Origin of the sequence: Priestia megaterium, from assembly GCF_009497655.1 — a bacterium.
Taxonomy (GTDB): domain Bacteria; phylum Bacillota; class Bacilli; order Bacillales; family Bacillaceae_H; genus Priestia; species Priestia zanthoxyli.
The window spans coordinates 4,790,926-4,817,426 of record NZ_CP023317.1 but is presented as its reverse complement, the minus strand read 5'-3'; the positions used below and the strand labels follow the sequence as shown (position 1 = coordinate 4,817,426).

General features: G+C 39.6%; 27 protein-coding genes and 1 tRNA gene. 26 read left to right on the top strand and 2 right to left on the bottom strand.

Annotated features, from left to right (window positions below; genetic code table 11):
* Positions 1-9: 9 nt before the first annotated feature.
* Positions 10-1,671 (bottom strand): sigma-54 interaction domain-containing protein, encoded by a 1,662-nt coding sequence (locus CEQ83_RS24745; protein ID WP_155017540.1) that lies wholly within the window; start codon positions 1,669-1,671, stop codon positions 10-12.
* A gap of 335 nt (positions 1,672-2,006) precedes the next feature.
* On the opposite strand from CEQ83_RS24745, the gene uvrB reads away from it, so the two are divergent.
* The 25 genes from uvrB (at position 2,007) to CEQ83_RS24620 (ending at position 25,587) form a co-directional block, all read left to right on the top strand.
* A complete protein-coding gene (gene uvrB, locus CEQ83_RS24740; protein WP_033580416.1) occupies positions 2,007-3,986 on the top strand; it encodes an excinuclease ABC subunit UvrB in 1,980 nt (659 codons plus the stop codon).
* A gap of 6 nt (positions 3,987-3,992) precedes the next feature.
* Positions 3,993-6,869 carry an excinuclease ABC subunit UvrA gene (gene uvrA, locus CEQ83_RS24735; protein WP_028412038.1) on the top strand — a complete coding sequence of 959 codons (2,877 nt, stop codon included), beginning with the start codon at positions 3,993-3,995 and terminating at the stop codon, positions 6,867-6,869.
* A gap of 87 nt (positions 6,870-6,956) precedes the next feature.
* Positions 6,957-7,268: a hypothetical protein gene (locus tag CEQ83_RS24730; RefSeq protein WP_013059730.1), complete on the top strand. Its 312-nt coding sequence runs from the start codon at positions 6,957-6,959 to the stop codon at positions 7,266-7,268.
* Between the two features lie 38 nt (positions 7,269-7,306).
* Positions 7,307-8,398: a DUF4097 family beta strand repeat-containing protein gene (locus CEQ83_RS24725; RefSeq protein ID WP_028412039.1), complete on the top strand. Its 1,092-nt coding sequence runs from the start codon at positions 7,307-7,309 to the stop codon at positions 8,396-8,398.
* 41 nt (positions 8,399-8,439) lie between these two features.
* Positions 8,440-8,634 carry a PspC domain-containing protein gene (locus CEQ83_RS24720; protein WP_013059728.1) on the top strand — a complete coding sequence of 65 codons (195 nt, stop codon included), beginning with the start codon at positions 8,440-8,442 and terminating at the stop codon, positions 8,632-8,634.
* 2 nt (positions 8,635-8,636) lie between these two features.
* Positions 8,637-9,002 (top strand): phage holin family protein, encoded by a 366-nt coding sequence (locus tag CEQ83_RS24715; protein ID WP_013059727.1) that lies wholly within the window; start codon positions 8,637-8,639, stop codon positions 9,000-9,002.
* Positions 9,003-9,193: 191 nt separating this feature from the next.
* Entirely contained in the window at positions 9,194-10,129 is a 936-nt protein-coding gene (gene hprK / locus CEQ83_RS24710) for an HPr(Ser) kinase/phosphatase (protein ID WP_028412040.1), read from the top strand.
* Between the two features lie 16 nt (positions 10,130-10,145).
* Positions 10,146-10,979, top strand: coding sequence for a prolipoprotein diacylglyceryl transferase (gene lgt / locus CEQ83_RS24705; protein ID WP_028412041.1), 834 nt, complete (start codon positions 10,146-10,148; stop codon positions 10,977-10,979).
* Between the two features lie 60 nt (positions 10,980-11,039).
* Complete coding sequence (gene ppaX, locus CEQ83_RS24700) at positions 11,040-11,687, top strand: pyrophosphatase PpaX (protein WP_033580418.1); 648 nt, start codon at positions 11,040-11,042, stop codon at positions 11,685-11,687.
* Positions 11,684-12,211, top strand: a complete 528-nt coding sequence (locus tag CEQ83_RS24695) for an acyltransferase (RefSeq protein WP_013059723.1) — start codon at positions 11,684-11,686, stop codon at positions 12,209-12,211. The genes ppaX and CEQ83_RS24695 overlap by 4 nt, the downstream gene beginning before the upstream one ends.
* Before the next feature lie 183 nt (positions 12,212-12,394).
* A complete protein-coding gene (locus tag CEQ83_RS24690) occupies positions 12,395-13,576 on the top strand; it encodes an ATP phosphoribosyltransferase regulatory subunit (RefSeq protein ID WP_028412043.1) in 1,182 nt (393 codons plus the stop codon).
* Positions 13,576-14,208, top strand: coding sequence for an ATP phosphoribosyltransferase (gene hisG / locus CEQ83_RS24685; RefSeq protein WP_013059721.1), 633 nt, complete (start codon positions 13,576-13,578; stop codon positions 14,206-14,208). Before CEQ83_RS24690 ends, hisG begins: the two co-directional genes overlap by 1 nt.
* A 15-nt stretch (positions 14,209-14,223) precedes the next feature.
* Positions 14,224-15,492, top strand: a complete 1,269-nt coding sequence (gene hisD, locus CEQ83_RS24680; RefSeq protein WP_028412044.1) for a histidinol dehydrogenase — start codon at positions 14,224-14,226, stop codon at positions 15,490-15,492.
* Positions 15,493-15,565: 73 nt separating this feature from the next.
* Positions 15,566-16,150: an imidazoleglycerol-phosphate dehydratase HisB gene (hisB, locus tag CEQ83_RS24675; RefSeq protein ID WP_013059719.1), complete on the top strand. Its 585-nt coding sequence runs from the start codon at positions 15,566-15,568 to the stop codon at positions 16,148-16,150.
* Positions 16,151-16,798, top strand: coding sequence for an imidazole glycerol phosphate synthase subunit HisH (gene hisH / locus CEQ83_RS24670; RefSeq protein ID WP_034264272.1), 648 nt, complete (start codon positions 16,151-16,153; stop codon positions 16,796-16,798).
* Positions 16,785-17,519 (top strand): 1-(5-phosphoribosyl)-5-[(5-phosphoribosylamino)methylideneamino]imidazole-4-carboxamide isomerase, encoded by a 735-nt coding sequence (gene hisA, locus CEQ83_RS24665; protein ID WP_025752584.1) that lies wholly within the window; start codon positions 16,785-16,787, stop codon positions 17,517-17,519. Before hisH ends, hisA begins: the two co-directional genes overlap by 14 nt.
* Positions 17,519-18,277 (top strand): imidazole glycerol phosphate synthase subunit HisF, encoded by a 759-nt coding sequence (gene hisF / locus CEQ83_RS24660; protein WP_025752585.1) that lies wholly within the window; start codon positions 17,519-17,521, stop codon positions 18,275-18,277. Before hisA ends, hisF begins: the two co-directional genes overlap by 1 nt.
* The gene (hisIE, locus tag CEQ83_RS24655; protein WP_013059715.1) at positions 18,274-18,897 is read left to right on the top strand and encodes a bifunctional phosphoribosyl-AMP cyclohydrolase/phosphoribosyl-ATP diphosphatase HisIE; all 624 of its coding nucleotides are present in this window, start codon (positions 18,274-18,276) and stop codon (positions 18,895-18,897) included. Before hisF ends, hisIE begins: the two co-directional genes overlap by 4 nt.
* A 181-nt stretch (positions 18,898-19,078) precedes the next feature.
* On the top strand, positions 19,079-20,581 hold the full coding sequence (locus tag CEQ83_RS24650; protein ID WP_099000234.1) for a tetratricopeptide repeat protein: 1,503 nt from the start codon (positions 19,079-19,081) through the stop codon (positions 20,579-20,581).
* Between the two features lie 111 nt (positions 20,582-20,692).
* Entirely contained in the window at positions 20,693-21,646 is a 954-nt protein-coding gene (trxB, locus tag CEQ83_RS24645; protein WP_013059713.1) for a thioredoxin-disulfide reductase, read from the top strand.
* A 303-nt stretch (positions 21,647-21,949) separates the two neighbouring features.
* On the top strand, positions 21,950-22,408 hold the full coding sequence (locus tag CEQ83_RS24640; RefSeq protein WP_013059712.1) for an 8-oxo-dGTP diphosphatase: 459 nt from the start codon (positions 21,950-21,952) through the stop codon (positions 22,406-22,408).
* A gap of 41 nt (positions 22,409-22,449) precedes the next feature.
* A complete protein-coding gene (gene rapZ / locus CEQ83_RS24635; RefSeq protein WP_013059711.1) occupies positions 22,450-23,343 on the top strand; it encodes an RNase adapter RapZ in 894 nt (297 codons plus the stop codon).
* Complete coding sequence (locus CEQ83_RS24630) at positions 23,340-24,326, top strand: gluconeogenesis factor YvcK family protein (RefSeq protein WP_155017539.1); 987 nt, start codon at positions 23,340-23,342, stop codon at positions 24,324-24,326. The genes rapZ and CEQ83_RS24630 overlap by 4 nt, the downstream gene beginning before the upstream one ends.
* A gap of 33 nt (positions 24,327-24,359) precedes the next feature.
* Entirely contained in the window at positions 24,360-25,304 is a 945-nt protein-coding gene (gene whiA / locus CEQ83_RS24625) for a DNA-binding protein WhiA (RefSeq protein WP_013085390.1), read from the top strand.
* A 28-nt stretch (positions 25,305-25,332) separates the two neighbouring features.
* Entirely contained in the window at positions 25,333-25,587 is a 255-nt protein-coding gene (locus tag CEQ83_RS24620) for an HPr family phosphocarrier protein (protein WP_013059708.1), read from the top strand.
* A 34-nt stretch (positions 25,588-25,621) separates the two neighbouring features.
* Here CEQ83_RS24620 and clpP read toward each other — a convergent pair whose 3' ends face one another.
* Positions 25,622-26,209 carry an ATP-dependent Clp endopeptidase proteolytic subunit ClpP gene (gene clpP, locus CEQ83_RS24615; RefSeq protein WP_013059707.1) on the bottom strand — a complete coding sequence of 196 codons (588 nt, stop codon included), beginning with the start codon at positions 26,207-26,209 and terminating at the stop codon, positions 25,622-25,624.
* Between the two features lie 220 nt (positions 26,210-26,429).
* Here clpP and CEQ83_RS24610 point away from each other — a divergent pair.
* A tRNA-Arg gene (locus CEQ83_RS24610) sits at positions 26,430-26,501 on the top strand.

Genomic DNA, 26,501 nt, shown 5'->3' with positions numbered 1-26,501 from the left:
ATTTTTTAATTAGTTTAATCCGTATTCTTTGATTTTGTTATAAAGGGTGCCGCGCGAAATGCCAAGCAGATCTGCTGCTGCACTTTTGTTTCCATAGGTTTTTTGAAGAGTCTCTTCTATTAGCCTAGCTTCTTGGAGAGACTCTTCTTCTTTTTGAACTTCTGTGAAAGAACTGGCATCCTTCAGATTGTCAGGAAGGTGCGTAAGGGTAATCAACGACTGATCACTAAGAAAAATCATTCGTTCAATCGTATTTCTCAGCTCGCGAATATTTCCTGGCCAATCGTATTGCATAAAGGCTTCGAGAACTTCAGAGCTGATGAAAGGAGCCTTCTTTTTATACTTTTTACTAAATTCCTGTACAAATTGCTGCGTTAATGCTTCAATGTCTTCTTTATGGTCTCGAAGCGGCGGAATGATAATATTAATGACGGTCAGCAAATAGTAAAGATTTTCATGGAATTCACCGGCTTTTAGCAACTCTTCCAAAGGCGTCGTAGTAGAGGCTACAATTCGGGTTTGGACTTGAATTTCTTCCGTGCCTCCAACGTGATAAAAGGCTCGTTCTTCCAAGTAACGGAGAAACTTAACTTGAATTTCAAGAGGCATTTTATCAATTTCTTCAATAAATAACGTCCCGTTATGAGCCTGCTCCAGTTTTCCTGCAATGGTCGTTGGATCTTCTGAAAAGACGTCTTTTTGATGACCAAAGAGTTCAATTTCCAGAAGTCCAGATGGAATAGTGGCGCAATTTAAAGATAAAAAAGGTTCTTTATGTTTGGATCCCCCGTAGTGGATGGCCTGAGCCAGCATTTCTTTCCCAGAACCAGGTTCTCCTGTTAATAAAATAGGCATATCTGTAGATGCCACTTTTTTGGCAATGTCAACGGCTTGCTTAATTTCAGGACTGATACCCGCAAAAGAAGAAAATGGATTATCTTTCGGAATGAGAAGAGATACATCAATTTCTTCATTTAGTCTTACAATATTGGTAATGTCATGTTCGGTTGCGACTCCACCTATGACTCGGTTGTTTCTTATAATAGGAGATGCATTGATGAGCACGTGAGTTTGTTCATTAGGACGATGATACGTTCCGCGCACAGGACGCCCTTCATTTAGAATCGTATGTAGAATGATGGATTCATCTTTAAAATGCTCTCCGATTTTTCTACCAATAATATCATCTCTCTGAATCTTATACGTATGTTCCGCAGCAGTATTCCACAAGATTACATTTCCTTCATGATCGACCGCTGTCACTGCATCATTAATGGTTTCTGCCAATGTATCAAAATAGGAAGCTAATATCTCATTTTGGCTATGCAAATGTGTAATCCACTGTGAAGGTGTTACAAGTCCTATTGTGGTTTCTTGGTTTTCTGCTTGAATGAGGACTGGTCTATTCCAGTTTGTGTTGGCTTGTAAATTGGCTAACGTAGAAGTAGAAGATGAAGGCCAATTTGTGTCCGCTATTACTTTTTTAATGGACGATGCCTCGTCATGACCTGTTAAAAGGTATCGTTCATCTTTTTGTATTACATAAAAGGTACTTGCTGTGACTACAACGAAATCATAGTTGGAAAGTTCAGATTTCACTTTAGCTAAAGAAGTTGATTCTTCAACTGTTATAAAGGAGTTATTTATAAGAACTTGATCAACGCTTGCCATACTAAACCCCTCTCAGTACATATTTTTTATACTGTATCATAATTTAGAAATTGGCGCAAAAGCCTATCTTTTTCAAACAATTAGGCAGCTTACTTTCTTTTATTGCTTTCATCTAAAGAGTTGTATTCCCCTCGAAAAGGGTAGTATAAGAATTTAGTGGGTAATAAAGTAACAGGGTAAAAAATCAAAACAAACAAACACTATATAAGATTAATACTCATTAGTTTCATTTATGAGTATAAAGTGATAAAATACGAATATCAGTTCGTGTTTTCGGTTTTTACATATCGTAATAAAAATAGATAAAACAAGAAAATAGAAACGGAGGCCTTCATTTGAAAGATCAGTTTGAATTAGTATCCCCATATCAACCGCAAGGTGATCAGCCAAAGGCAATTGAAAAGATTGTGAAAGGAATTAAAGAAGGTAAGCAGCATCAAGTATTATTAGGTGCTACAGGAACGGGAAAAACCTTCACTATGTCTAATGTTATTAAGGAAATAAATAAGCCGACATTAATAATGGCTCATAACAAAACGCTTGCTGGTCAATTGTACAGTGAGTTTAAAGAGTTTTTTCCTAATAATGCAGTCGAATACTTTGTCAGTTACTATGATTACTATCAGCCTGAAGCTTATGTACCTCAAACAGATACATTTATTGAAAAAGATGCAAGCATTAATGACGAGATTGATAAACTTCGTCACTCGGCAACTTCTGCTCTTTTTGAACGAAAAGATGTCATTATTATTGCCAGCGTATCCTGTATTTATGGATTAGGGTCTCCGGAAGAATACAAAGAAATGGTCGTATCTCTTCGAGTAGGAATGGAAAAAGAACGCAATCAGCTGCTTCGTACGCTAGTGGATGTACAGTACGAAAGAAACGATATTGACTTCAAGCGCGGAACGTTCCGCGTTCGCGGTGATGTTGTTGAGATTTTTCCTGTGTCTCGAGATGAACACTGTATTCGCGTGGAATTTTTCGGGGATGAAATTGACCGCATTCGCGAAGTCGACGCCTTAACAGGAGAAATTATTGGAGATCGTGAACACGTGGCTATCTTCCCGGCATCTCACTTCGTCACGAGGGAAGAAAAAATGCGTGTGGCCATTCAAAACATTGAAAAAGAACTAGAAGAACAGCTAGAGAAGTTAAAAGAAGCAGGAAAGCTTTTAGAAGCGCAGCGCTTGGAGCAGCGCACTCGCTACGATCTAGAAATGATGAGAGAAATGGGATTTTGTTCAGGAATCGAGAATTATTCTCGTCATTTAACGCTTCGTCCGGCTGGTTCTACACCTTATACACTGCTGGATTTCTTCCCGGAAGATTTCCTTCTTGTGGTGGATGAATCCCACGTTACCATTCCTCAAGTTAGAGGAATGTATAATGGAGACCAAGCGCGTAAACAAGTGTTGGTGGACCATGGTTTCCGCTTGCCGTCTGCATTAGATAACCGTCCGCTTAAATTTGATGAATTTGAACAGCATATTAAACAAATCGTCCATGTTTCAGCAACACCAGGTCCTTACGAACTTGAGAAGGCGCCTGAGGTGATTGAACAAATTATCCGTCCAACGGGATTATTAGATCCAAATATTGAAGTTCGACCAATTGAAGGGCAGATTGATGATTTAATTGGAGAAATTCACGACCGGATTAAGCGAAATGAACGAGTGCTCGTCACGACGTTAACAAAGAAAATGTCTGAGGATTTAACGAACTACTTAAAAGAAATTGGCATTAAAGTTCAATATCTTCACTCTGAGGTGAAGACGCTCGAGCGTATTGAAATTATCCGAGAGCTGCGGCTTGGAAAATATGATGTGCTCATAGGGATTAACTTACTCCGTGAAGGTTTAGATATTCCAGAAGTTTCGTTAGTAACCATATTAGATGCGGACAAAGAAGGATTCTTGCGTTCAGAACGATCGCTTATTCAAACCATCGGACGTGCTGCGCGAAATGCTAATGGACATGTCATTATGTATGCAGATCGCATCACAAACTCCATGGACATTGCTATCAATGAGACCAAGCGTCGTAGAAGTATTCAAGAAGCTTACAACGAAGAGCATGGTATCACACCGACAACGATTCAAAAAGAAGTTCGAGGCTCAATTCGTGCAACAGTAGTAGCAGAAGATACAGAAACGTATGAAGAAGCACCGGCATTTGATAAACTCAATAAAAAAGAAAAAGCAAAGCTCGTAGAAGAAATGGAACAAGAAATGAAAGAAGCAGCCAAAGCGCTTAACTTTGAACGCGCAGCTGAGCTTCGTGACTTGATTCTAGAATTAAAAGCGGAAGGGTGATAAAACATGGCGATGGAAAAAATCGTGGTAAAAGGTGCACGAGCCCACAATTTGAAAAATATCGATATTGAAATCCCGCGAGACAAATTAGTGGTATTAACAGGGTTGTCAGGTTCTGGTAAATCTTCTTTAGCTTTCGATACAATCTATGCTGAAGGACAAAGACGTTATGTCGAGTCACTTTCGGCGTATGCAAGACAGTTTTTAGGTCAAATGGATAAGCCAGATGTAGATTCGATCGAAGGATTGTCGCCTGCTATTTCAATCGATCAAAAAACAACGAGCCGAAACCCTCGTTCAACCGTCGGAACTGTGACCGAAATCTATGACTATTTGCGCCTTTTGTTTGCTCGTGTAGGAAAGCCGATTTGTCCTAATCATGGAATTGAAATTACGTCTCAAACGATTGAGCAAATGGTAGATAGAATTTTAGAGTACCCTGAACGTACAAAACTTCAAGTACTGGCCCCTGTGGTATCTGGCCGAAAAGGCACCCATGTAAAAGTATTAGAAGATATTAAAAAGGAAGGGTACGTTCGCATTCGAGTAGACGGAGAAATGCGTGAAATAACAGAAGAAATTGAACTGGAAAAAAACAAAAAGCACTCCATTGAAGTAGTGATTGATCGCGTTGTTGTCAAAGAAGGTGTAGCCGCTCGTTTGTCGGACTCTTTGGAATCAGCTCTTCGCCTTGGAGATGGGAAAGTAATTATTGATGTAATAGGTGAGGAAGAATTACTTTTTAGCGAGCATCATGCTTGTCCAAAATGTGGCTTCTCCATTGGAGAACTTGAGCCCCGCATGTTTTCATTTAATAGTCCGTACGGGGCGTGTCCAACGTGTGACGGTTTAGGAACGAAATTGGAAGTGGATAAAGATTTAGTGATTCCTAACTATGACTTAACACTTCATCAGCACGCAATTGCACCTTGGGAGCCAACAAGTTCTCAATACTATCCGCAGCTGCTTGAAGCCGTATGTACACATTACGGCATCGACATGGATGTGCCGGTTCGAGATATCCCGGAACATTTATTTGATAAAGTATTATATGGCAGCGGTAAAGAAAAAATTTATTTTCGCTATGAAAATGATTTTGGCCAAGTAAGAGAAAATCATATCGAATTTGAAGGTGTGCTTCGGAACGTAGAACGCCGTTATCATGAAACAAGTTCTGATTATATCCGTGAGCAAATGGAAAAATACATGGCTCAGCAAGCTTGTCCAAAATGTAAAGGAAATCGTTTAAAACGCGAAAGCTTAGCGGTGCTTATTGACGAAAAGCATATAGGAGATACAACACGCTTTTCAGTAAAAGAAGCATATGACTTTTTTGAAAGTCTCAGTTTATCTGAAAAAGACATGAAGATTGCGGATATGATACTGCGTGAAATTCGTGAGCGTCTAAGCTTTCTCATTAACGTGGGACTTGATTACTTAACATTGAACCGCTCTGCTGGAACTCTTTCAGGAGGGGAAGCGCAGCGCATTCGCTTGGCTACTCAAATCGGTTCTCGTTTGACGGGGGTTCTTTATATTTTAGATGAACCTTCTATCGGTCTTCATCAACGTGACAACGATCGCTTAATTCGCACAATGCAAGACATGCGCGATATTGGAAATACGTTGATTGTTGTAGAGCATGATGAAGATACGATGATGGCAGCTGATTATTTAATTGATATCGGACCAGGAGCCGGCGTACACGGGGGTGCCGTTGTTTCTCAAGGCACGCCTCAGGAAGTGATGGATGATGAAAATTCCTTAACGGGTCAATATCTATCAGGAGAGAAGTTTATTCCACTTCCAGCCGAAAGACGTTCGATAGATAAAGATCGGATGATTGAAATTATAGGAGCAAAAGAAAACAATTTAAAAAATGTAAAAGCAAAGCTTCCGTTAGGTGTATTCACAGCTGTTACAGGTGTATCTGGATCAGGTAAGAGTACGCTTGTAAATGATATCCTTCACAAATCATTGGCGCAAAAGCTGCATAAAGCAAAAAGCAAAGCAGGAGAACATAAAGAAATCAAAGGCATTGAACATTTAGATAAAGTCATTGATATTGATCAGTCTCCCATAGGCCGTACGCCTCGTTCAAACCCTGCAACCTATACAGGTGTATTTGATGACATTCGAGATGTATTTGCCCAAACAAACGAAGCAAAAGTGCGCGGATATAAAAAAGGCCGCTTTAGCTTTAACGTGAAAGGCGGCCGATGTGAAGCTTGTCGAGGAGACGGTATTATTAAAATCGAAATGCATTTCCTGCCAGATGTATACGTTCCTTGCGAAGTCTGCCACGGCAAACGATATAACCGGGAAACTTTAGAAGTAAAATACAAAGATCAAAACATTTCAGATGTGTTGGATATGACAGTTGAAGACGCGCTTCACTTCTTTGAAAACATTCCAAAGATTAAGCGGAAGCTGCAGACCATTTACGATGTAGGACTTGGCTATATCACGCTTGGACAGCCGGCCACTACTTTATCGGGTGGAGAGGCCCAGCGTGTAAAGTTAGCTTCAGAGCTTCACCGTCGCTCAACAGGAAGAACGCTGTACATTTTAGACGAACCGACTACCGGTCTTCATGTCGATGATATCGCACGTTTATTAAAAGTGCTTCAGCGTTTAGTTGAAAATGGAGATACAGTTCTAGTGATCGAACATAATTTAGACGTGATCAAAGCAGCTGATTATCTACTTGATTTAGGGCCTGAAGGTGGAGATAAAGGCGGACAAATTGTGGCTACGGGTACGCCAGAAGAAGTGGCGAAAGTAAAAGAATCCTATACGGGCCATTATTTGAAGCCAATTTTAGAACGTGACCGTAAGCGTATGGAGAAAAAAGTTGAAAAAGCAGAGGCATTAACTCGTTAAAAGACACCAGCATTGGTGTCTTTTTTATAAAGAATGAAACTTTTTAACTCATTAAAACGTAATACATGATATAAGGAGCTGATTATTATGGAAGGAAATCGCATACTATCTTCCTTAAATTATTTTAGCGTTTTCTTTGCACCATTTTTATTACCTATTATTATTTATTTTGTTGTTCATAACATAGAAGTAAAGAAACATGCAAAAACTGCATTTTTGTCACATTTATTACCTATCGCTACAGCGATCTTGTTCTTATTTTTCTTGCTTCCTGCTCTTACTGGCTCTAGTGGAACGGTATTTATTCTTTTAATTGTAGCTTTAGTTGTTGTTTCTTTAGTTAATGTTGTTGTGTTTGTATGGAATATTGTAAAAGGGATACAAATATTAAGCAGATAAAAGTTAAATGACTAAAACGTAAAGAGGAGATGGAAGGTATGAGTGAAAAGCGCAAACAAATTTTACAGATGGTAGAAGAAGGGAAACTTAGCGTAGATGAGGCTTTAACCCTGCTGAATTCACTGGAAAAAGACTCAGCTAATGACTCTTACTATGCTACGCCTGATAAAGCTGAGCTATCCCCTTATGTAGGAGGAAAACAGAAAAAAACGTACGCTTCTAAGTCATCTCAAAGCTCTTTAAAGGAAAAATTATTTACATTTGTAGATCAAACGGTAAAAAAAGTAAAAGAAGGAGATTTAGATTTTAACTTTGGTCCTTCGATTGACGTTCAGCACATCTTTCAGCAATCAGAAGCATATATTCAAGAGATTGACGTAGATTTAGCAAATGGAAGCGTTCAACTCCGACCTTGGGGAAGTACAGAAGTACGAATAGAGTGTGAAGCTGCTATCTACAAAGTAGAGAATTCGGATGAAGCGCGCCGCACTTTCTTGCAGCATACCGCATTTTCCATCGAAAATGGCAAACTGCGCTTTGCAATTCAGCAAAAGCAAATGAAGGTGAAAGCGATTATTTATATTCCAGAAATGGAATATGAACGCGTCAAGCTCCGTATGTTTAATGGTTCAATCGATGGGGAAAGACTAAGCGTACGAGACCTAAAAGCCAAAACAGCTAATGGCACCATCCGCTTTTACGATGTGAATAGCCATTCTCTTGAAATGGAGACATCAAACGGGCATATGGAACTTTCTCGAATACTCGCTTCGAAATGTGAGCTTGAAACAATCAATGGAACGGTTAAATTTGATGGAGATACAAAAAAGATTGATGTTCAGACATTTAACGGGGATATTGATACGTATTTAAAAGGAGAGCGCATTGAAAAAGCATTTTTCAAAACGACTACAGGAAGCATTACGCTCTATACGCCGTCCCACCTCTCCGTTGATGGAGATTTGAAATCTAACTTTGGGAATTTTACGTGTACACTTCCTGAGATGGAAATAGTAGATGAGAAAAAAGAAACGGTGATGAAACAACTTCGTTTCAAAGCAAATGTCGCTTCGCCGAAAGGCTATAAATTGTTAGCTGAATCCAAAACGGGCTCAATTGTTATAAAATAGAAAATGCTTGTTTTAGTAAAAAAACAAAGGAGATGATTAACGTGCGAAAGTTGTATCGTTCGCGAACAAATCGCAAGCTTGCGGGTGTTATCGGCGGTATTTCTCAGTATATCGGAATAGATGCTTCACTACTCCGCGTATTGTTTATCATCAGTTTATTTTTTACAGTAGGTACTCCGGTCATTTTATATATGATTTTTGTGTTTTTAGTTCCAAATGAAGAAGGAGATTTCTAAAAATGTTATTGCGTGGAATCATTAGTATTTTAATCAATGCCCTCGTATTAATCGTAATCGCAGGTTATATTGACACCTTTCACTTGGAATCGGTCAGTGCAGCTATTATCGCGAGCTTAATTCTATCGATTTTGAATGTGTTTGTTAAGCCGATTTTAATTTTACTTACCCTGCCGGTGACATTTCTTACGCTTGGCCTATTCTTATTCGTCATTAATGCCATTACGCTGATGATTACACAAAGTGTTATGGGAGATTCTTTTAATATTGACGGGTTTGGTACAGCGCTTTTAGCCTCGGTAATTATGTCGCTTCTAAATGCGCTTATTCAACGAGTGATTGTTGAACCGCTTCAAAATAGAAGATAACTTTCTTGCAATATTTAATTTTCTAAAAAAGATGGTAAGGCGATGCAGCCTATGCCATCTTTTTTTTCTTTTCTTTCTGTATTAATGATAAAATAAAGTGGCTAGTAGAACCAAACGCGACATAAAAGCGAGAGTTGGATATACTGTAGACATGAACAGGTATATGACTGTTTATAAAAGGAGGATGCACGGTGGTTAAAGTACGTACAAAAGACATCATTGAGAAATTTAAATTAGAGCTTATTAGCGGAGAAGAAGGAATCGACCGCCCTATTTCAACAAGTGATATTTCACGTCCAGGTATTGAAATGGCAGGTTATTTTACATACTACCCAGCAGAACGTATCCAGCTGTTAGGTAAAACAGAACTATCATTTTTTAAACAGTTAGATGAGGAACAAAAAAAAGTTCGAATGGAAAAAATGTGTACAGATATCACGCCGGCTATCATTGTTTCCCGCGAAATGGATGTACCGAAAGAACTTATCGAAGCTTCAGAGCGTGAATCAGTTCCCGTGCTGCGTTCAAGCTTTAAAACAACGCGACTTTCCAGCCATTTAACGAATTTTCTTGAAAGCAGGCTAGCACCTACGACTGCCCTGCACGGCGTATTAGTTGATATATACGGAATTGGTGTATTAATCATGGGAAAAAGCGGCGTTGGTAAAAGTGAAACAGCTCTAGAGCTTGTTAAGAGGGGTCATCGTCTAGTAGCCGATGACTGTGTGGAAATCCGTCAAGAAGATCAAGACACCCTTGTAGGAAATGCGCCTGGTTTAATCGAGCATTTGCTTGAAATTCGAGGACTAGGGATCATCAATGTGATGACGCTATTCGGCGCAGGAGCTGTACGAAGCTATAAGCGAATTTCACTTGTTATTCAGTTAGAGACATGGGATCAGCAGAAACATTATGATCGCCTTGGTTTAGAAGAAGATAAAATGAAAATTATTGATACAGACGTTACAAAAATTACATTGCCAGTACGTCCGGGACGAAACTTAGCTGTTATCATTGAAGTGGCAGCAATGAACTTCCGCTTAAAGCGTATGGGTATTAACGCAGCAGAACAATTTTCTGCACGTCTAACAGATGTAATTGAAGAAGGAGACCGTGAAGATTTATAAGAAAGGGTGTTAACTTGTGGAAGCAACTATTCAGCCGTTAGATCGCGTTTTCCTTGAAATTGGCCCTCTAACGGTCTACTGGTATGGTGTCATTATCGGTGCAGGTGTTCTGTTGGGTCTTTATATTGCGACAAGAGAAAGCGTAAGAAGAGGCTTATCAAAAGATACATTTGTTGATCTTATTCTATTTGCTGTGCCAATAGCTATTATTTGTGCACGAATTTATTATGTATCCTTTGAATGGGGATACTATTCAAAGCATTTGAACGAAATACCTCAGATTTGGCAAGGCGGGATCGCCATTCATGGTGGCTTAATCGGAGGCGTATTAACTGCCATTGTGTATTCGAAAGTAAAAAAGATTTCATTTTGGAAGTTGGCTGATATTGCTGCGCCTAGTTTAATCCTTGGCCAAGCCATTGGGCGCTGGGGCAACTTTATGAATCAAGAGGCACATGGGGGGCCGGTTACCCGTGCTTTTTTAGAAGGGTTGCACCTTCCAAATTTTATTATTAACCAAATGTATATTAATGGTACATATTATCACCCTACGTTTTTATACGAATCATTATGGGATTTTGCCGGATTTATCCTGTTGATGGTACTTCGCCGCACCAGTCTGCGAAAAGGAGAAATTTTCTTATCTTATTTAATCTGGTACTCAGTTGGACGCTTCTTTGTAGAAGGGCTTCGCACGGATAGTTTAATGCTGACGCATACACTCAGAATCGCTCAAGTTGTTTCACTTGCACTGATTGTCATCGCCATTATTTTAATTATTATCCGCCGCGTGACGGGAATGAGTAAACAGAAATACTTAGAGAATGAAGAAGCACAATCTAAGGCGTAAATGAAGAAAAGCTACAAGGTTTAGACAAACTTGATTTGACGCAAGGGAAGGAAATGAATAATGACGATTAATACGGTTTTGTTTGATTTAGACGGTACGTTAATTGATACAAATGAATTAATTATTGCTTCGTTTACTCATACGCTTAATCACTATTATCCTGAACAATACACTCGTGAAGATATTTTACAGTTCATGGGTCCGCCTTTATACGACACGTTTGTAGAAATGGATAAAACGAAAGTAAACGAAATGATTGAGATGTATCGCACGCATAATCTAGCCAATCATGATTTGCTTGTGAAAGAATTTGAAGGCGTACTTGAAACAGTTAAATGGCTGCACGAGCAGAATTATAAATTAGGTATTGTCACAACTAAGCAAAGAAATACGGTCATGATGGGGCTTAAGTTAACAAAGTTAGATCAGTTCTTTGATACGATTGTCGCAATTGAAGACGTAACAAATGCAAAGCCGCATCCTGAGCCGGTCGAAAAAGCGCTGAATCTGCTTGATGCTAAACCTGAAGAAGCGCTGATGGTAGGAGATAACCATCACGATATCGTTTCCGGCCAAAGAGCTTACACGAAAACAGCTGGAGTTGCTTGGAGTGCAAAAGGAAGAGATCATATCGCTTCTTATAACCCTGATATTATTTTAGAAAATATGACGGATTTAATTGATATATTAAAAGGAGAACGTCAGTGAGAAAAACAACGCGCTATCCGGTTAAAGGAGCTAACTCCCTTTGGCATGTCTATAAGACCGTGCCTTTTTGGAAAGTAGTGCGCAACTTCCTCATCATTCAATGCGCTCGTTATACGCCTTTTCTTTCGATGAAAAACTGGCTGTATAAAGCGTGCTTAGGGATGAAAGTAGGACCTCAAACATCCTTTGCCCTTATGGTGATGCTTGATATTATGTTTCCTGAAAAAATACAAGTAGGACGCAATACGGTCATTGGATACAATACCACTATTCTCGCTCATGAATATCTGATAACGGAATATCGTCTTGGAGATGTCATCATTGGGGATGAAGTGATGATTGGAGCAAATAGCACCATCCTTCCAGGTGTAACAATCGGCAACGAAGCGGTTGTAGCGGCTGGAACGGTGGTTCATAAAGATGTAGCACCCGGTTTCTTTGTTGGAGGTAACCCTATGCGTGTCATCTATACAAAAGAAGAAATGGAAAAGCGCAGGGAAGCAGAACCTAAAGCCACAACTTAGCAAGAACTAAGCTGTGGTTTTTTTTGTAAATTTGAACAGCTGGCGGTTGACGGCTGACTTTATCGGGTGTAAACTATCAATAACTTTAATTTGTTATTTCGCTAATACATTAGCGTGATAAAGTAAAATCAACCTATCAATGGTTCCTTAATAGATAAAATCAAGCTTAAAGGACGTGTCAGAATGTCAAAGTTATTTATGTTTGAAAAACCCCTTGGAATGAGAGATACCCTGCCAGCTCTTTTTGAAAGAAAAAAACAAGTTCGCAGTCAGCTGGCAGATGAAATCAGCAGCTGGGGCTATCAATATATGGCAACACCTACTGTGGAATACTACGAGACGGTAGGAAGCGCATCAGCTATTTTAGATCAACAATTGTTTAAACTTTTAGATAAAGAAGGGCATACGCTTGTGCTGCGACCGGATGTAACAACGCCATTTGCACGTGTGGCCGCTTCAAAACTTTTAAATAATTCTCCTTTGCGCTTAGCTTATGAAGCAAATGTATTCCGAGCTCAGCAGCGTGAGGGTGGCCGCCCGGCGGAGTTTGAACAAATAGGCGTTGAGCTAATTGGAGACGCTACGATGAGCAGCGATGCTGAAGTCATTGCTCTCATGATCGGCGCATTAAAAAGAGCGGGACTTAAATCATTTAAAGTCGCAATTGGCCACATCGGGTTCGTTAATTCGCTTTTTTTAGAGATTGTCGGAAATGAAGAACGTGCTAACGTGCTTCGCCGCTTTTTATATGAGAAAAATTACGTGGGTTATCGTAATCATGTAAAAGATTTGAATCTATCTTCTATCGATAAACAGCGTCTCCTTCAGCTGCTTAACCTGCGTGGAGATGAAAAGAAGATTGAAGAAGCGGTTGAACTCGTTGAAAACGAAGCTGGGCAAAAAGCAGCCGGTGATTTGAAAAAGCTATGGAATATGCTTGATGCGTACGGTGTAACGGATGAAATTAAAATTGATTTTAACTTAGTCAGTCATATGAGCTATTACACAGGTATTTTATTTGAAGTTTTTGCTGAAAACGTTGGTTTCCATATCGGTAATGGAGGACGTTATGACCAGCTTCTTGAAAAATTCGCGTCTAAAACACCAGCTACAGGATTTGGAATTCAGCTCGACCGCTTAATTGAAGCGCTGGGCGAAGAAGTATATGAGCCTTCAGTAGTATACGGCATATTATATAGTCAAGAGCGTTTAGATGAGGCATTAGCTTTAGCTGCTGAACAGCGCAAGCAAGGATACCGGGTAGTGACTCAGGAAATTGCGGGCGTTGATGATGTTGATGTATTTACTGCACAGTTTGAAGAAGTCACGTTTCTAATTGGAAAACGAGGCAAGGGGGGACAATAATGAGTGAACTATTAACAATTGCAATGCCAAAAGGACGTATTTTTGAAGAAGCAGCTGAACTTTTGCGTCAAGCAGACTTTCAATTGCCGCCAGAATTTGACGATTCGCGCAAGCTGATTGTAGACATTCCTGAAGAGAACATGCGCTTTATTTTAGCGAAACCAATGGACGTTACTACTTATGTAGAATACGGAGTAGCGGATCTTGGTATTGCAGGCAAAGACGTAATGTTAGAAGAAGAACGAGATGTCTATGAGCTGTTGGATTTAAATATTAGTAAATGTCATCTGGCCGTTGCCGGCTTGCCTAATGCTAAAAAATCAGAAATTGCTCAAAAAGTGGCAACCAAATATCCAAATGTAGCATCTACTTATTTCAGGGAGCAAGGAGAGCAAGTAGAGATTATTAAATTGAATGGTTCGATTGAATTAGCGCCTTTAATCGGCCTTGCTGATCGGATTGTTGATATTGTATCAACAGGACAAACACTAAAAGAGAACGGACTTGTTGAATTGGAGCACATTGAAGATATTACATCGCGTTTGATTGTGAACCCTGTAAGCTATCGTTTAAAAGACGAACGAATTGATGATTTAGTGAATCGTTTAGCCCAAGTGGTTCAACCTGTATAAAAGAGGTGACATACATTGAAAATTACACGTGTAACAGAACAAGTGAGCTTAAAGCGTACGATTGATCAAGGGACGAGTGCCCAAAGAGAAATTGTCGTAAATATTTTAAAGCAAGTGCAAGAGCAAAAAGACGAAGCTTTAAAAAGATATACAGCCCAATTTGACGGCGTTGAGCTTTCTTCTTTGCTTGTGACAGAACAAGAAAAGAAGCGTGCTTATGAGCTGGTTGATGCAGATATGCTGTCAATCATTCGTGAAGCTGCTGACAACATTCGTGATTACCACGAAAGAATGGTCGAGCAGTCTTGGATGACAACAAAAGAAGACGGCACCATTTTAGGGCAGAAAGTAACGCCTTTAGATGCAGTAGGTGTTTATGTACCGGGAGGTCTTGCAGCGTATCCTTCTTCCGTTTTAATGAATGTCATTCCTGCTCAAGTGGCAGGTGTAAAACGTATCGTGATGGTTTCACCTCCAGGAAAAGACGGCGCGCTTCCTGCTGGAGTAGTTGTAGCAGCGAGTGAGCTTGGGGTCGAAGAGATTTATAAAGTAGGGGGAGCTCAGGCAGTAGGAGCACTTGCCTATGGAACAGAAACAATTCAACCCGTCGATAAAATTGTAGGGCCTGGTAATATCTTTGTTGCATTGGCGAAGAGAGAAGTATATGGCTTAGTAGACATTGACTCAATTGCTGGACCTAGTGAAATTGTCGTACTAGCAGACGATACGGCTAAGCCGAACGAAGTGGCCGCTGATTTATTGTCTCAAGCAGAACATGACAAATTAGCTTCAAGTATTTTAGTTACGCCTTCTATGAAGTTAGCCGAAGCTGTTAAAGAAGAAGTGGAAAGGCAAGTAGAATCTTTACCACGTAAAGAAATTGCCAAACCTTCTATTGATAACCATGGCGCTATTTATGTGACCGGGTCATTAGAAGAAGCGGTTGAAGCTGTGAATCAATTAGCCCCTGAGCATTTAGAAATTATGACTGAAAGTCCGCTTGAACTTTTAGGTTCCATTCGTCATGCCGGTGCTATTTTTCTAGGAAGATACAGTTCAGAACCTGTTGGCGATTATTTCGCTGGACCAAACCATGTTCTTCCAACCAATGGGACAGCAAAATTCTCAAGTCCTTTATCAGTTGATTCATTTGTAAAAAAGTCTAGTATTATTTCATACAGCCAACAAGCCCTGCAGAAAAATGTCTCAAAAATCGCAGCGTTTGCTCGTTTAGAAGGGCTAGAAGCTCATGCAAGGGCAGTTGAAGAACGCTTTAAAAAATAAGGCGGAGATTAAAAAAAGAGTAGAAATGTTCTTTTCTTTACTTATTACATGCACAGTTGAAAGGAGTTTCACAATGAGAGAGTCAAGTATTAAACGTACAACAAACGAAACGGATATTGCATTAGCGATTGGAATCGATGGAGAAGGAAAAGCGAACATTGATACAGGCGTTCCTTTTTTAAATCATATGCTCGATTTATTTACAAAACACGGACAGTTTAACCTTGATGTAAAAGCAGATGGAGACACGGAGATTGATGATCACCATACAACGGAAGATATCGGTATTTGCCTTGGTCAAACGTTCAAAGAAGCGCTCGGTGATAAAAAAGGAATTAAACGCTATGGAAATGCGTTTGTACCAATGGATGACGCGTTAGCCCAAGTCGTAGTAGATTTAAGCAATCGTCCTCATTTTGAATTTAAAGGTGACATTCCCGCTTCGCGCGTCGGTACATTTGATACAGAGCTTGTATATGAATTTTTATGGAAATTTGCATTAGAATCTCGCATGAATGTACATGTAATCGTACACTACGGTAAAAATACGCACCACATTATTGAAGCGGTATTTAAGGCATTAGCACGTGCTTTGGACGAAGCGACAACGATTGATCCGCGTGTCAAAGGTGTGCCTTCGACGAAAGGGATGTTGTAAATGATTGGCATTATTGACTATGGGATGGGAAACTTATACAGCGTAAGTAAAGCTCTTGAACGATTAAACTATGACTATATCATCTCCGCAGATCCTGCAGAACTAAGAAAGGCAAAAGGGCTGATTCTTCCTGGAGTTGGAGCATTCAAAGATGCGATGGAACAGCTGAATCAAACAAAGCTGACGGACTTTATTAAAGAAGAAGTAGAAAAAGGAATGCCTTTGCTTGGAATTTGTTTAGGTATGCAGCTTTTATTTGAAGAAAGCGATGAGAACGGTGTAACAAAAGGGTTGGAACTGTTAAAAGGGAGAGTCGAGCGTATTCCCGGCATTACTGCCGAAGGACAGACATATAAAGTTCCGCATATGGGCTGGAACTCTTTAGATTTTCATCAGCAGTCCGCTCTGCTTGATGGAATCAGTGCAGGTCACGTGTACTTTGTTCACTCTTATTACGTAAAAACAAACGACCAAGACGTGCTTTTAGCAACAAGTCCTTATGATGTTGAAGTTCCAGCAGTTGTTGGAAAAGAACACGTATTTGGCACTCAATTCCACCCTGAAAAAAGCAGTGCAATCGGAATGCAAATGCTTCAAAATTATGCAAACTTCGTAGAGAAAAGGAGCCCATCGTATGAGCAAATTTGAAATATATCCAGCCATTGATATGCGCGGAGGGAAGTGCGTCCGTTTGCTTCAAGGAGATTACACAAAAGAAACGGTGTACGGAGACTCTCCGGTAGATATGGCCACACAATTCGCAAGTGAAGGCGCTCAGTGGATTCACATGGTTGATTTAGACGGCGCAAAAGCGGCTAAGCGCGTGAATGATGAATTTGTGCTAGGCGTGAAAAAGAAATTAAATGTACGTGTGCAAATTGGAGGAGGCATTCGCTCAGAAGCTGACGTTGCTTACTATTTAGAAAACGGAATTGACCGCGTTATTTTAGGAAGTGCAGCTATTTCAAATCCTGAATTTGTGAAAAAAATGTTGAAGGAATATGGTGCGCGTATTGCTATTGGTATTGATGCACGTGATGGCTATGTTGCGACGGAAGGCTGGGTGGAAACATCTACAATCAAAGCGACAGAACTAGGAAAAGAATTGGCTAATGCTGGTGCGGAAACATTTATTTTCACGGATATTTCTACAGATGGTATGCTGTCTGGTCCTAATGTGGAAGGAATTGTTGAAATGGCTAAGGCTACTGGAAAAGGTGTGATTGCATCAGGGGGAGTTAGTAAGCTTGCTGATCTAGATGCACTAAAGAAATATGAAGCTGACGGCGTTATTGGTGCGATTGTAGGGAAAGCACTTTATACAAATAAGTTTACAGTAGCTGAAGCACTTCAAGAGGTGAAAGCGTAATGATTACAAAACGAATCATTCCTTGTTTAGATGTAAAGGACGGCCGTGTGGTAAAAGGAGTTCAGTTTGTGGAACTTCGAGATGCAGGAGATCCTGTAGAGTTGGCGAAATTTTATGATGAAGAAGGCGCAGATGAATTAGTCTTTTTAGATATTTCTGCTTCTCATGAAGGACGCAAAACAATGGTACATGTTGTAGAAGAAGTAGCATCTCAGCTAGCGATTCCTTTTACGGTGGGCGGAGGAATTAATGCATTAGAAGATATGAAGAGAATGCTTCGTGCTGGTGCAGACAAAGTGTCATTAAATACAGCGGCCGTACTCAATCCAGCACTGATTACAGAAGGGTCCGACTTTTTTGGAGCTCAGTGTATTGTGGTAGCAATCGATGCTAAGTACGATGAAAGCTTACAATCATGGCGAGTCTATACACACGGAGGCCGCAATGCAACGGACTGGGAAGTAATCGACTGGGCAAGAGAAGCAGTGAAGCGCGGTGCGGGTGAGATCTTGTTAACGAGCATGGATAAAGACGGCGAAAAGTCAGGGTTTGATTTAGCGTTAACCAAAGCAGTCAGCCAAGCGGTGAGCGTTCCTGTTATTGCTTCTGGCGGCGCAGGAAATGGTCAAGATTTTGTCGATGCGTTTGAAAAAGGAGAAGCTGACGCGGCTTTGGCGGCTTCAATCTTTCACTATAAAGAAACATCTGTAAAAGAAATTAAAAGCTATGCAAAACAACAAGGAGTGAGCATTCGATGACGATTGAAAACATTAAATTCAACAGTGATGGACTTGTGCCAGCTATTGTACAAGATGCTGTGAGTAAAGAAGTTTTAACATTGGCTTATATGAACGAAGAATCACTTCAAAAATCAATTGATACACGTGAAACATGGTTTTACAGCCGTTCTCGACAAGAGTTATGGCACAAGGGCGCAACCTCTGGGAACACACAAAAAATTGTGAGCATGGCATATGACTGTGATGCTGATTCTCTTGTTGTAAAAGTGGAGCCTCAAGGTCCTGCTTGTCATACGGGGGCTTACAGCTGTTTTAATGAAACAATTCTTGGCGAAAATAAACAAAATGATAATCGGTTTGCTATTATTAATGAGCTAGAAGAAGTGATTGCTAAGCGTGAAGCTGAAATGCCAGAAGGAGCTTATACGACGTACTTGTTCGATAAAGGCGTAGATAAAATCCTCAAAAAAGTAGGAGAAGAAGCAGGTGAAGTGATTATTGCAGCAAAAAATCGTGACCATGATGAGCTGAAGTGGGAAGTTGCGGATTTACTGTACCACGTACTTGTTTTACTTCGTGAGCAAAAGCTGCCTTTGGACGATGTCCTATCAGTATTAAAGGAACGTCACTCTAGCTAATAGCTACATAGTGAAAGGAGAGAAGGAGTTGTCTCATTTTAGATAAAAGAGGCAAAACCTTCTCTTATTTGCGTCAAGAAACGACTGCTTGCAGGCTCCTTTTTTGAATAGAGGTATTAAACTTCTTGGCAAATGTGATATACTACGAACGTCGAAATTATCAACTTATTTGGAGGGCTTAATGGAAAAACACTCAAAAGTAATTCAAAAAATGGCACAAGTAATTCCATTTTCGCAAACGGGTGACTTCTATTTCGAAAAAGCGCTGCAGGCGTTTGAAGAAGAGGAGTCAGATAAAGCGCTCAAGTATTTAACGCGTGCAAACAAAGAAAATGCCCGTAATCCACAGCTTCTTACAAACGTTGGAGTAGCTTTAACGGAGCAGGGAGATTATCAAGATGCCAACGAGCTTTTTCTCCATGTGATTCATCATATGGACGATACATTAGGAAGCTGTTACTACTATATAGCCAACAGCTATGCGCATCTTGGACTGTTTGAAGAATCAAAAAAATACGCGATGTATTACATTGAGCATTTTCCAAATGGTGACCTCTTTCGATCGGCTACAGATCTGTTAGATTTACTATCAATTGATGTGGATGAAGAAGATGAAGAGCCTAAAAATCAGCTAGGCGACATGCTGATTATAAAACAAGAACAAGCAAAACGACTGCTTGAAGCAACGAATTTTGAAGAAGCAGTGGATTTGTTAACTGAAATAATTGATGAGTATCCAGAATTCTGGTCTGCATATAATAATTTAGCGTTAGCTTATTTTTATTTAAATAAAATTGATGAGGCAATGGATTTGCTGAATGAAGTATTGGAGAAAAACCCTGGAAATCTTCATGCGTTATGCAATCAGCTGATTTTCTATTATTATTGCCATAAGCATAAAGAAGTTGAGGAGCTTACAGACGGGCTTAGCCGCGTTTATCCGATGTCATTTGAACACCGCTATAAGCTTGGAGCAACATTTGCGTTGATTGGTCAATACAAACTATCATACAGATGGTTAAAAAAGCTTTATACACAAGGTTTTCAAGGAGACAACTCATTTCATTATTGGCTTTCATACGCCTCTTACTATACTGGACATGAAGCCTTCTCTAAAGAAATGTGGAAGCTGGCATTGGAAGACGTTCCTGATAAAGAAGGAGAGGAGCCTTGGCGCATCAGTCAAAAAGCTGCGAAGGTTTTTCAATCGAAAGTGGATGTTACAGCGAAAAAGAAGTGTGCAACAAACAATGTTCACGATCAGCTTTACAGCTTGTATATGGCAAAAAAGCTTCCTGAACAGCAGCGTCTGCTTCTTTTAGAAGAAATCAAATCGTCCATACATATGAGTACACTTTTGGATGAAGTATATACGTATGTATGGCAGGATAAACAACATGTGATTTTTGAGGTGGCAGATGTTATTGAACTGGAGATGGAATCGCAGACTGAAAGTGATACCCAGGATCTTTTAAGCTTTTGGTTTTATGTATATGTACAGGTATATAAACAATCCTATGATTTTCAGCATGTGAACGTAAATGCATGGGCTGCAGCCGTCACATATATATGGGCGAAAGAACAAAACCAGTCTATTACTCAAGCCGATGCGGCAAAACAATATTCCATTTCGGCTGCAACAGTTAGAAAGTACAGTAAAATTGTGAATACGTTATTAAATTGAGCAAAAAAATAGACGATAATAGGAAGAACATATTAGGATAGTGGTAACGAAATAATTATCCATAAATTTGGAATCAACTACGAAGGAATTTCCTAGAAGGAGTGTAAAGAAATGACAGAAGAAAAAATTTATGATGTCATTATTATTGGGGCAGGTCCAGCAGGTATGACTGCTGCTGTATATACATCTCGTGCAGATTTATCAACACTAATGATTGAACGCGGAATTCCAGGCGGTCAAATGGCTAATACGGAAGATGTAGAAAACTATCCAGGTTATGATCATATCCTTGGTCCTGACCTTTCTAACAAAATGTTTGAGCATGCAAAAAAATTCGGTGCGGAATATGCGTACGGTGATATTAAAGAAATCATCGACGGAGAAGAATACAAGACAGTTCGTGCAGGCAGCAAAGAATATAAAACACGTTCAGTAATCGTTGCTACTGGTGCTGAATATAAAAAATTAGGTGCGCCAGGAGAAAAAGAACTAGGCGGCCGCGGCGTATCTTATTGTGCTGTATGTGACGGTGCATTCTTTAAAGGTAAAGAGCTAGTCGTTGTAGGCGGTGGAGACTCTGCGGTTGAGGAAGGCGTATATTTAACACGCTTCGCAACAAAAGTAACAATTATTCACCGACGCGATGAGCTTCGCGCGCAGAAAATCCTACAGCAGCGTGCATTTGACAACGAAAAAGTTGATTTTATTTGGAATACAACAGTCAAAGAAGTAAATGAAAAAGACGGTAAAGTAGGCAGCGTAACGTTAGTAGACACAAAAACAGGTGAAGAGCGCGAGTTTGGTGCGGACGGCGTATTCATTTATGTTGGAATGGTTCCACTAACAAAACCATTCGAAAGCCTAAACATCACGAATAAAGAAGGATATATTGAAACGAACGAGCAAATGGAAACAAAAGTACCAGGTGTGTTCGCAGCTGGAGACGTTCGTGAAAAGGCTCTTCGTCAAATTGTAACAGCTACAGGTGATGGCAGCATTGCTGCTCAAGCGGCTCAGCACTATGTAGAAGAGTTAAAAGAAAAGTTAAAAGCTATTCAGCAATAAGGCTGAAATCAATCGTTTACAAAACGTAATTCGGTTTTAACTGTTCTGTAACACCTGTGAAACATTGATGGGGTACTATATAGATAGTAATTGACCCCCTTTTATAAAATATATGTATGTCGGGCATAGGACGTGTTCCTATGCCTCTTTTTTTTGACTATAACAGATTGAATTTACGTATATAACAGCAAGTTTTTATTTTCAGAAAATTTAGTAATAGTTAGTTCATCTCCGTTGTGAGAGAAGTTTGTTTCGTAGTATAATAAAAGAAAATGTCAGTATACATATGATGAGGTGGAAAACATGCAAAGGGTCACAAATTGTGTATTAATGAAAGACGATAAAGTATTGTTGCTTCAAAAGCCACGAAGAAACTGGTGGGTGGCCCCGGGTGGGAAAATGGAGCAAGGAGAATCTGTAAAAGACTCTGTTGTAAGAGAATTTCGTGAAGAAACAGGAATTTATTTGAAAAATCCCACTGTAAAAGGTATTTTTACATTTACGATGAAAGAAAACGATCAAATTTCATCTGAGTGGATGATGTTTACTTTTTTTGCTACAGATTTTGATGGGACAAATGTGCTAGAATCAGAAGAAGGCAAACTCGGTTGGCATAATTTGAGTGAAGTAAGTGAATTGCCGATGGCCCCGGGAGATCATCACATTATCGATTATGTAGCAAAAGGGTCGGGTGTTATTTATGGCAACTTTACGTATACAACGGATTTCGAGTTATTATCTTATCGAATTGATCCTTGTTAATGATAAATAGACATGTATGCATAGATTGAGGGGGATGAAAAATGAGTACTGGGTCTGTAAGCGATATTCAATTAGTGATTATTACTGGAATGTCAGGTGCAGGAAAAACAGTAGCAATTCAGAGTTTTGAAGATTTAGGGTTCTTTTGTGTAGATAATTTACCCCCTACATTGCTACCGAAATTTTTGGAACTCATGAAAGAGTCAGGGAATAAAATGAATAAAGTTGCTCTTGTTATGGATTTGCGAGGCAGAGAGTTTTTTGAAAGCCTATTTGAAGCATTAGATAACATGAGTGAAACAACGTGGGTCACGCCACAAATTTTATTTTTAGATGCAAAAGATTCTGTACTGGTGACGCGCTACAAAGAAACGAGACGTTCACATCCGCTAGCTCCTTCGGGTTTACCGTTAGAAGGAATTGGTATGGAACGGGAGCTACTTGAGGAGTTAAAAGGAAGAGCTCAGCTTATTTATGAGACATCAGAGTTAAAGCCAAGAGAGCTTAGAGAAAAGATTTTAACTCAGTTTTCTTCGCACGCTTCACAAGTTTTTACTGTTAATGTGATGTCATTTGGTTTTAAATACGGGGTGCCTATTGACGCTGACTTAGTCTTTGATGTGCGCTTTTTGCCAAACCCTCACTATATTGACCATATGCGTCCTAAAACAGGGCTTGAAGAAGAGGTCTCTTCTTACGTATTAAAATGGACGGAAACTCAAAAGTTCATTGAAAAAGTAGTAGACCTACTTTCGTTTATGCTTCCGCAGTACAAGCGAGAAGGTAAAAGCCAGCTGGTCATCGCTATAGGGTGTACAGGGGGACAGCATCGCTCCGTCACATTAGCTGAATATTTAGGTCACCATTTCCAGAATGAATACAAAACTCATATTTCTCATCGTGACATTGAGAGGAGAAAGGAAAATCATAGATGAGCAGTGAACAGCTTCCAAAAGTTGTCGTCATTGGGGGAGGAACGGGTTTACCAGTGCTGTTAAGAGGGTTGAAGGAATACCCTCTTGATCTTACAGCCATCGTAACCGTAGCAGACGACGGGGGAAGTTCTGGCCGATTGCGCGATGAACTTGAAATCCCTGCTCCTGGTGATATTCGAAATGTGCTAGCTGCTTTATCTGATGTAGAGCCACTAGTTGAAGAGCTTTTTCAACATCGATTTGATACAGGAAATGAGCTTACAGGCCATTCTCTTGGCAATTTGTTGCTTGCAGCTATGACGTCTATTACTGGCGATTTTGTGCATGCTATACGAGAAATGAGCAAAGTACTAAACGTCAGAGGGAAAGTGCTTCCGGCAGCTAATCAAAGTGTTGTGCTGCATGCGGAGATGCAAGATGGATCCATCGTAACAGGTGAATCTAAAATTCCAGAAGTTAATAAAAAAATTAATAAAGTGTTTTTATCGCCTGCCGATGTGAAACCGCTTATCGAGACAATAAAAGCTATTCGACGCGCTGATTTAATTGTATTGGGGCCGGGAAGTCTTTATACAAGTATTTTGCCGAATTTACTGGTGCAAGATATTTGTAATGAGCTTTGTTCGACAAAAGCAAAGAAAGTGTACGTGTGCAACGTGATGACGCAGCCGGGTGAGACATTGGATTTTAAGGCAAGTGATCATATTAAAGCGCTTTACAACCATATGCCGTGTGCGTTTTTAGATGCGATTATTGTCAATAATGCACCTATTCCGGCACCTTTAAAAAAGAAATATCAAGTAGAGCAGGCTCAGCCTGTAGAATATGACCGTGAAGTATTGCTAAAATTAGGTTTAGAAGTGATTGAAGATCAAATTATTCAGTATGACGGCAGCGTAATTAGGCATGATACAAAAAAAGTAGCAAAGCTTGTGTATTCTATGCTGACATCGCTGCAAGGTAAAGCGAATACTGGTGTTTAACACTATTTCTGTATGTAGATTGGAGGTGAAGTTATGTCATTTGCATCAGAAACAAAAAAAGAGTTAACGAATTTAGAAGTCAAGGATTGCTGTGCAAAAGCAGAGCTCTCTGCATTAATTCGAATGAATGGTTCACTTTCTTTTTCGAATAAAAAATTCACAGTTGATGTCCAAACTGAAAATGCAGCGATTGCTCGACGCATTTATGTCCTGCTTAAGAAAAATTATGATGTGTCAGTAGAACTGCTTGTACGTAAGAAAATGCGGCTGAAGAAAAACAATGTGTATATTGTTCGATTAGTAGAGAAAACAAGAATGCTTTTGGAAGACTTAAAAATTGTAGAAGAAGGATTCACGTTTACACATCGTATTTCACCAGAGCTAGTACAAAAGAAATGCTGTAAGCGATCCTACTTAAGAGGCGCATTTTTAGCCGGCGGCTCTATTAATAACCCGGAGACATCATCGTACCATCTTGAAATCTTTTCATTGTATGAAGAGCACAACGAAGCTTTATGCAATTTAATGAACGAATTTCAATTGAATAGTAAAACATTAGAACGAAAAAAAGGCTATATTAACTATTTGAAAGAAGCTGAAAAAATTACGGAGTTTCTAAATATCATTGGAGCCCATAACGCTCTTTTACGGTTTGAGGATGTAAGAATTGTCCGAGATATGCGAAATTCCGTTAATCGCTTAGTTAATTGTGAAACAGCTAACTTAAACAAAACAATCGGAGCGGCCATTCGTCAAGTGGAAAACATTCGTTATATTGATGAAACAGCTGGATTAGATATCTTACCAGAAAAGCTGAGAGAAATTGCTCGTTTGCGTGTGGAATATCAAGACGTTACGTTAAAGGAGCTTGGTGAGATGGTATCTGGAGGTCAAATTAGCAAATCAGGCATTAACCATCGATTGCGTAAAATTGACCAAATAGCAGACAAGCTTCGCGCCGGTCAGCCAGTCACATAAGGGGAATTGCAAGGGGGAGGATTTTATCATGGAAAAACAAGTAGAAGTAAAATTAAAAACGGGATTACAAGCTCGTGTTGCGGCACTATTCGTGCAAGAAGCAACTCGTTTTACATCTGATGTGTACTTGAAGAAAGATGAGAAAGTAGTCAACGCTAAAAGTATCATGGGGTTAATGAGCTTAGCGATTAATAACGGTTCTCTTATTACGCTCATTGTTGAAGGGGTAGATGAAAAAGAAGCAATGGATGCGTTAGTCGCTTACGTAGAGAACGATGCATAAAAAAGCCTTTCCCAAAGTGGGAAAGGCTTTTTTCTTATTTAGGGTCGTTTTCTAATACTTTGTCAATTAGACCGTATTCTAAAGCGCGTTCAGCAGTCATGAAATTATCACGATCTGTATCACGTTGTAGCACTTCTAACGGTTGACCTGTACGCTCAGCTAAAATTGAATTTAGTTTTTCACGTAAGAATAGAATACGTTTTGCCGCAATTTCGATTTCAGTAGCTTGTCCTTGAGCACCACCAAGAGGTTGATGAATCATTACTTCGCTGTTTGGAAGAGCAAAACGTTTGCCCTTTTCACCAGCAGCCAGTAAGAAAGCACCCATTGATGCAGCCATACCGATACAAATTGTAGAAACTTTTGGCTTAATGAATTGCATCGTATCATAGATAGCCATTCCAGCTGTAATAGAGCCACCTGGGCTGTTGATATAAAGTGAGATATCTTTTTCTGGGTCTTCAGCAGCTAAGAATAGAAGCTGAGAAACGATCGAGTTAGCTACATTATCATCAATAGCACTACCTAAAATAATAATGCGGTCTTTTAATAAACGTGAATAAATGTCATAAGCACGTTCACCACGGTTTGTTTGTTCAATAACTGTAGGAATTAAGTTCATATTAAATTCCTCCTTAACAAGAATAATTTGTTATGTACCTATAATACACGTATGGTCAATAAAGGTCAAACAAAAGAACCTCTACTACACATATTCGCTTAAAAGACTATGTATTCCTCTTTGACATTATTAAAATTTTTCCCCCTTCTTAAAAAAATAAACGTAGTATTCTATTGAAAAGAGAAGTTTTCTCTCCTATAATGGAAGTTGTGACAAATATGCCCTCGTAGTGTAGTGGATAGCACAAGAGATTCCGGTTCTCTTAGGGTGGGTTCGAATCCTGTCGAGGGCG

What these genes read in the sequence shown, in the direction of transcription:
- CEQ83_RS24745 (WP_155017540.1), bottom strand. Translation starts at nt 1,671, where the DNA reads ATGGCAAGCGTTGATCAAGTTCTTATAAATAACTCCTTTATAACAGTT.
- uvrA (WP_028412038.1), top strand. Translation starts at nt 3,993, where the DNA reads ATGGCGATGGAAAAAATCGTGGTAAAAGGTGCACGAGCCCACAATTTG.
- CEQ83_RS24730 (WP_013059730.1), top strand. Translation starts at nt 6,957, where the DNA reads ATGGAAGGAAATCGCATACTATCTTCCTTAAATTATTTTAGCGTTTTC.
- CEQ83_RS24725 (WP_028412039.1), top strand. Translation starts at nt 7,307, where the DNA reads ATGAGTGAAAAGCGCAAACAAATTTTACAGATGGTAGAAGAAGGGAAA.
- CEQ83_RS24715 (WP_013059727.1), top strand. Translation starts at nt 8,637, where the DNA reads ATGTTATTGCGTGGAATCATTAGTATTTTAATCAATGCCCTCGTATTA.
- ppaX (WP_033580418.1), top strand. Translation starts at nt 11,040, where the DNA reads ATGACGATTAATACGGTTTTGTTTGATTTAGACGGTACGTTAATTGAT.
- CEQ83_RS24690 (WP_028412043.1), top strand. Translation starts at nt 12,395, where the DNA reads ATGTCAAAGTTATTTATGTTTGAAAAACCCCTTGGAATGAGAGATACC.
- hisG (WP_013059721.1), top strand. Translation starts at nt 13,576, where the DNA reads ATGAGTGAACTATTAACAATTGCAATGCCAAAAGGACGTATTTTTGAA.
- hisB (WP_013059719.1), top strand. Translation starts at nt 15,566, where the DNA reads ATGAGAGAGTCAAGTATTAAACGTACAACAAACGAAACGGATATTGCA.
- hisH (WP_034264272.1), top strand. Translation starts at nt 16,151, where the DNA reads ATGATTGGCATTATTGACTATGGGATGGGAAACTTATACAGCGTAAGT.
- hisA (WP_025752584.1), top strand. Translation starts at nt 16,785, where the DNA reads ATGAGCAAATTTGAAATATATCCAGCCATTGATATGCGCGGAGGGAAG.
- hisF (WP_025752585.1), top strand. Translation starts at nt 17,519, where the DNA reads ATGATTACAAAACGAATCATTCCTTGTTTAGATGTAAAGGACGGCCGT.
- hisIE (WP_013059715.1), top strand. Translation starts at nt 18,274, where the DNA reads ATGACGATTGAAAACATTAAATTCAACAGTGATGGACTTGTGCCAGCT.
- CEQ83_RS24650 (WP_099000234.1), top strand. Translation starts at nt 19,079, where the DNA reads ATGGAAAAACACTCAAAAGTAATTCAAAAAATGGCACAAGTAATTCCA.
- trxB (WP_013059713.1), top strand. Translation starts at nt 20,693, where the DNA reads ATGACAGAAGAAAAAATTTATGATGTCATTATTATTGGGGCAGGTCCA.
- CEQ83_RS24640 (WP_013059712.1), top strand. Translation starts at nt 21,950, where the DNA reads ATGCAAAGGGTCACAAATTGTGTATTAATGAAAGACGATAAAGTATTG.
- rapZ (WP_013059711.1), top strand. Translation starts at nt 22,450, where the DNA reads ATGAGTACTGGGTCTGTAAGCGATATTCAATTAGTGATTATTACTGGA.
- CEQ83_RS24630 (WP_155017539.1), top strand. Translation starts at nt 23,340, where the DNA reads ATGAGCAGTGAACAGCTTCCAAAAGTTGTCGTCATTGGGGGAGGAACG.
- whiA (WP_013085390.1), top strand. Translation starts at nt 24,360, where the DNA reads ATGTCATTTGCATCAGAAACAAAAAAAGAGTTAACGAATTTAGAAGTC.
- CEQ83_RS24620 (WP_013059708.1), top strand. Translation starts at nt 25,333, where the DNA reads ATGGAAAAACAAGTAGAAGTAAAATTAAAAACGGGATTACAAGCTCGT.
- clpP (WP_013059707.1), bottom strand. Translation starts at nt 26,209, where the DNA reads ATGAACTTAATTCCTACAGTTATTGAACAAACAAACCGTGGTGAACGT.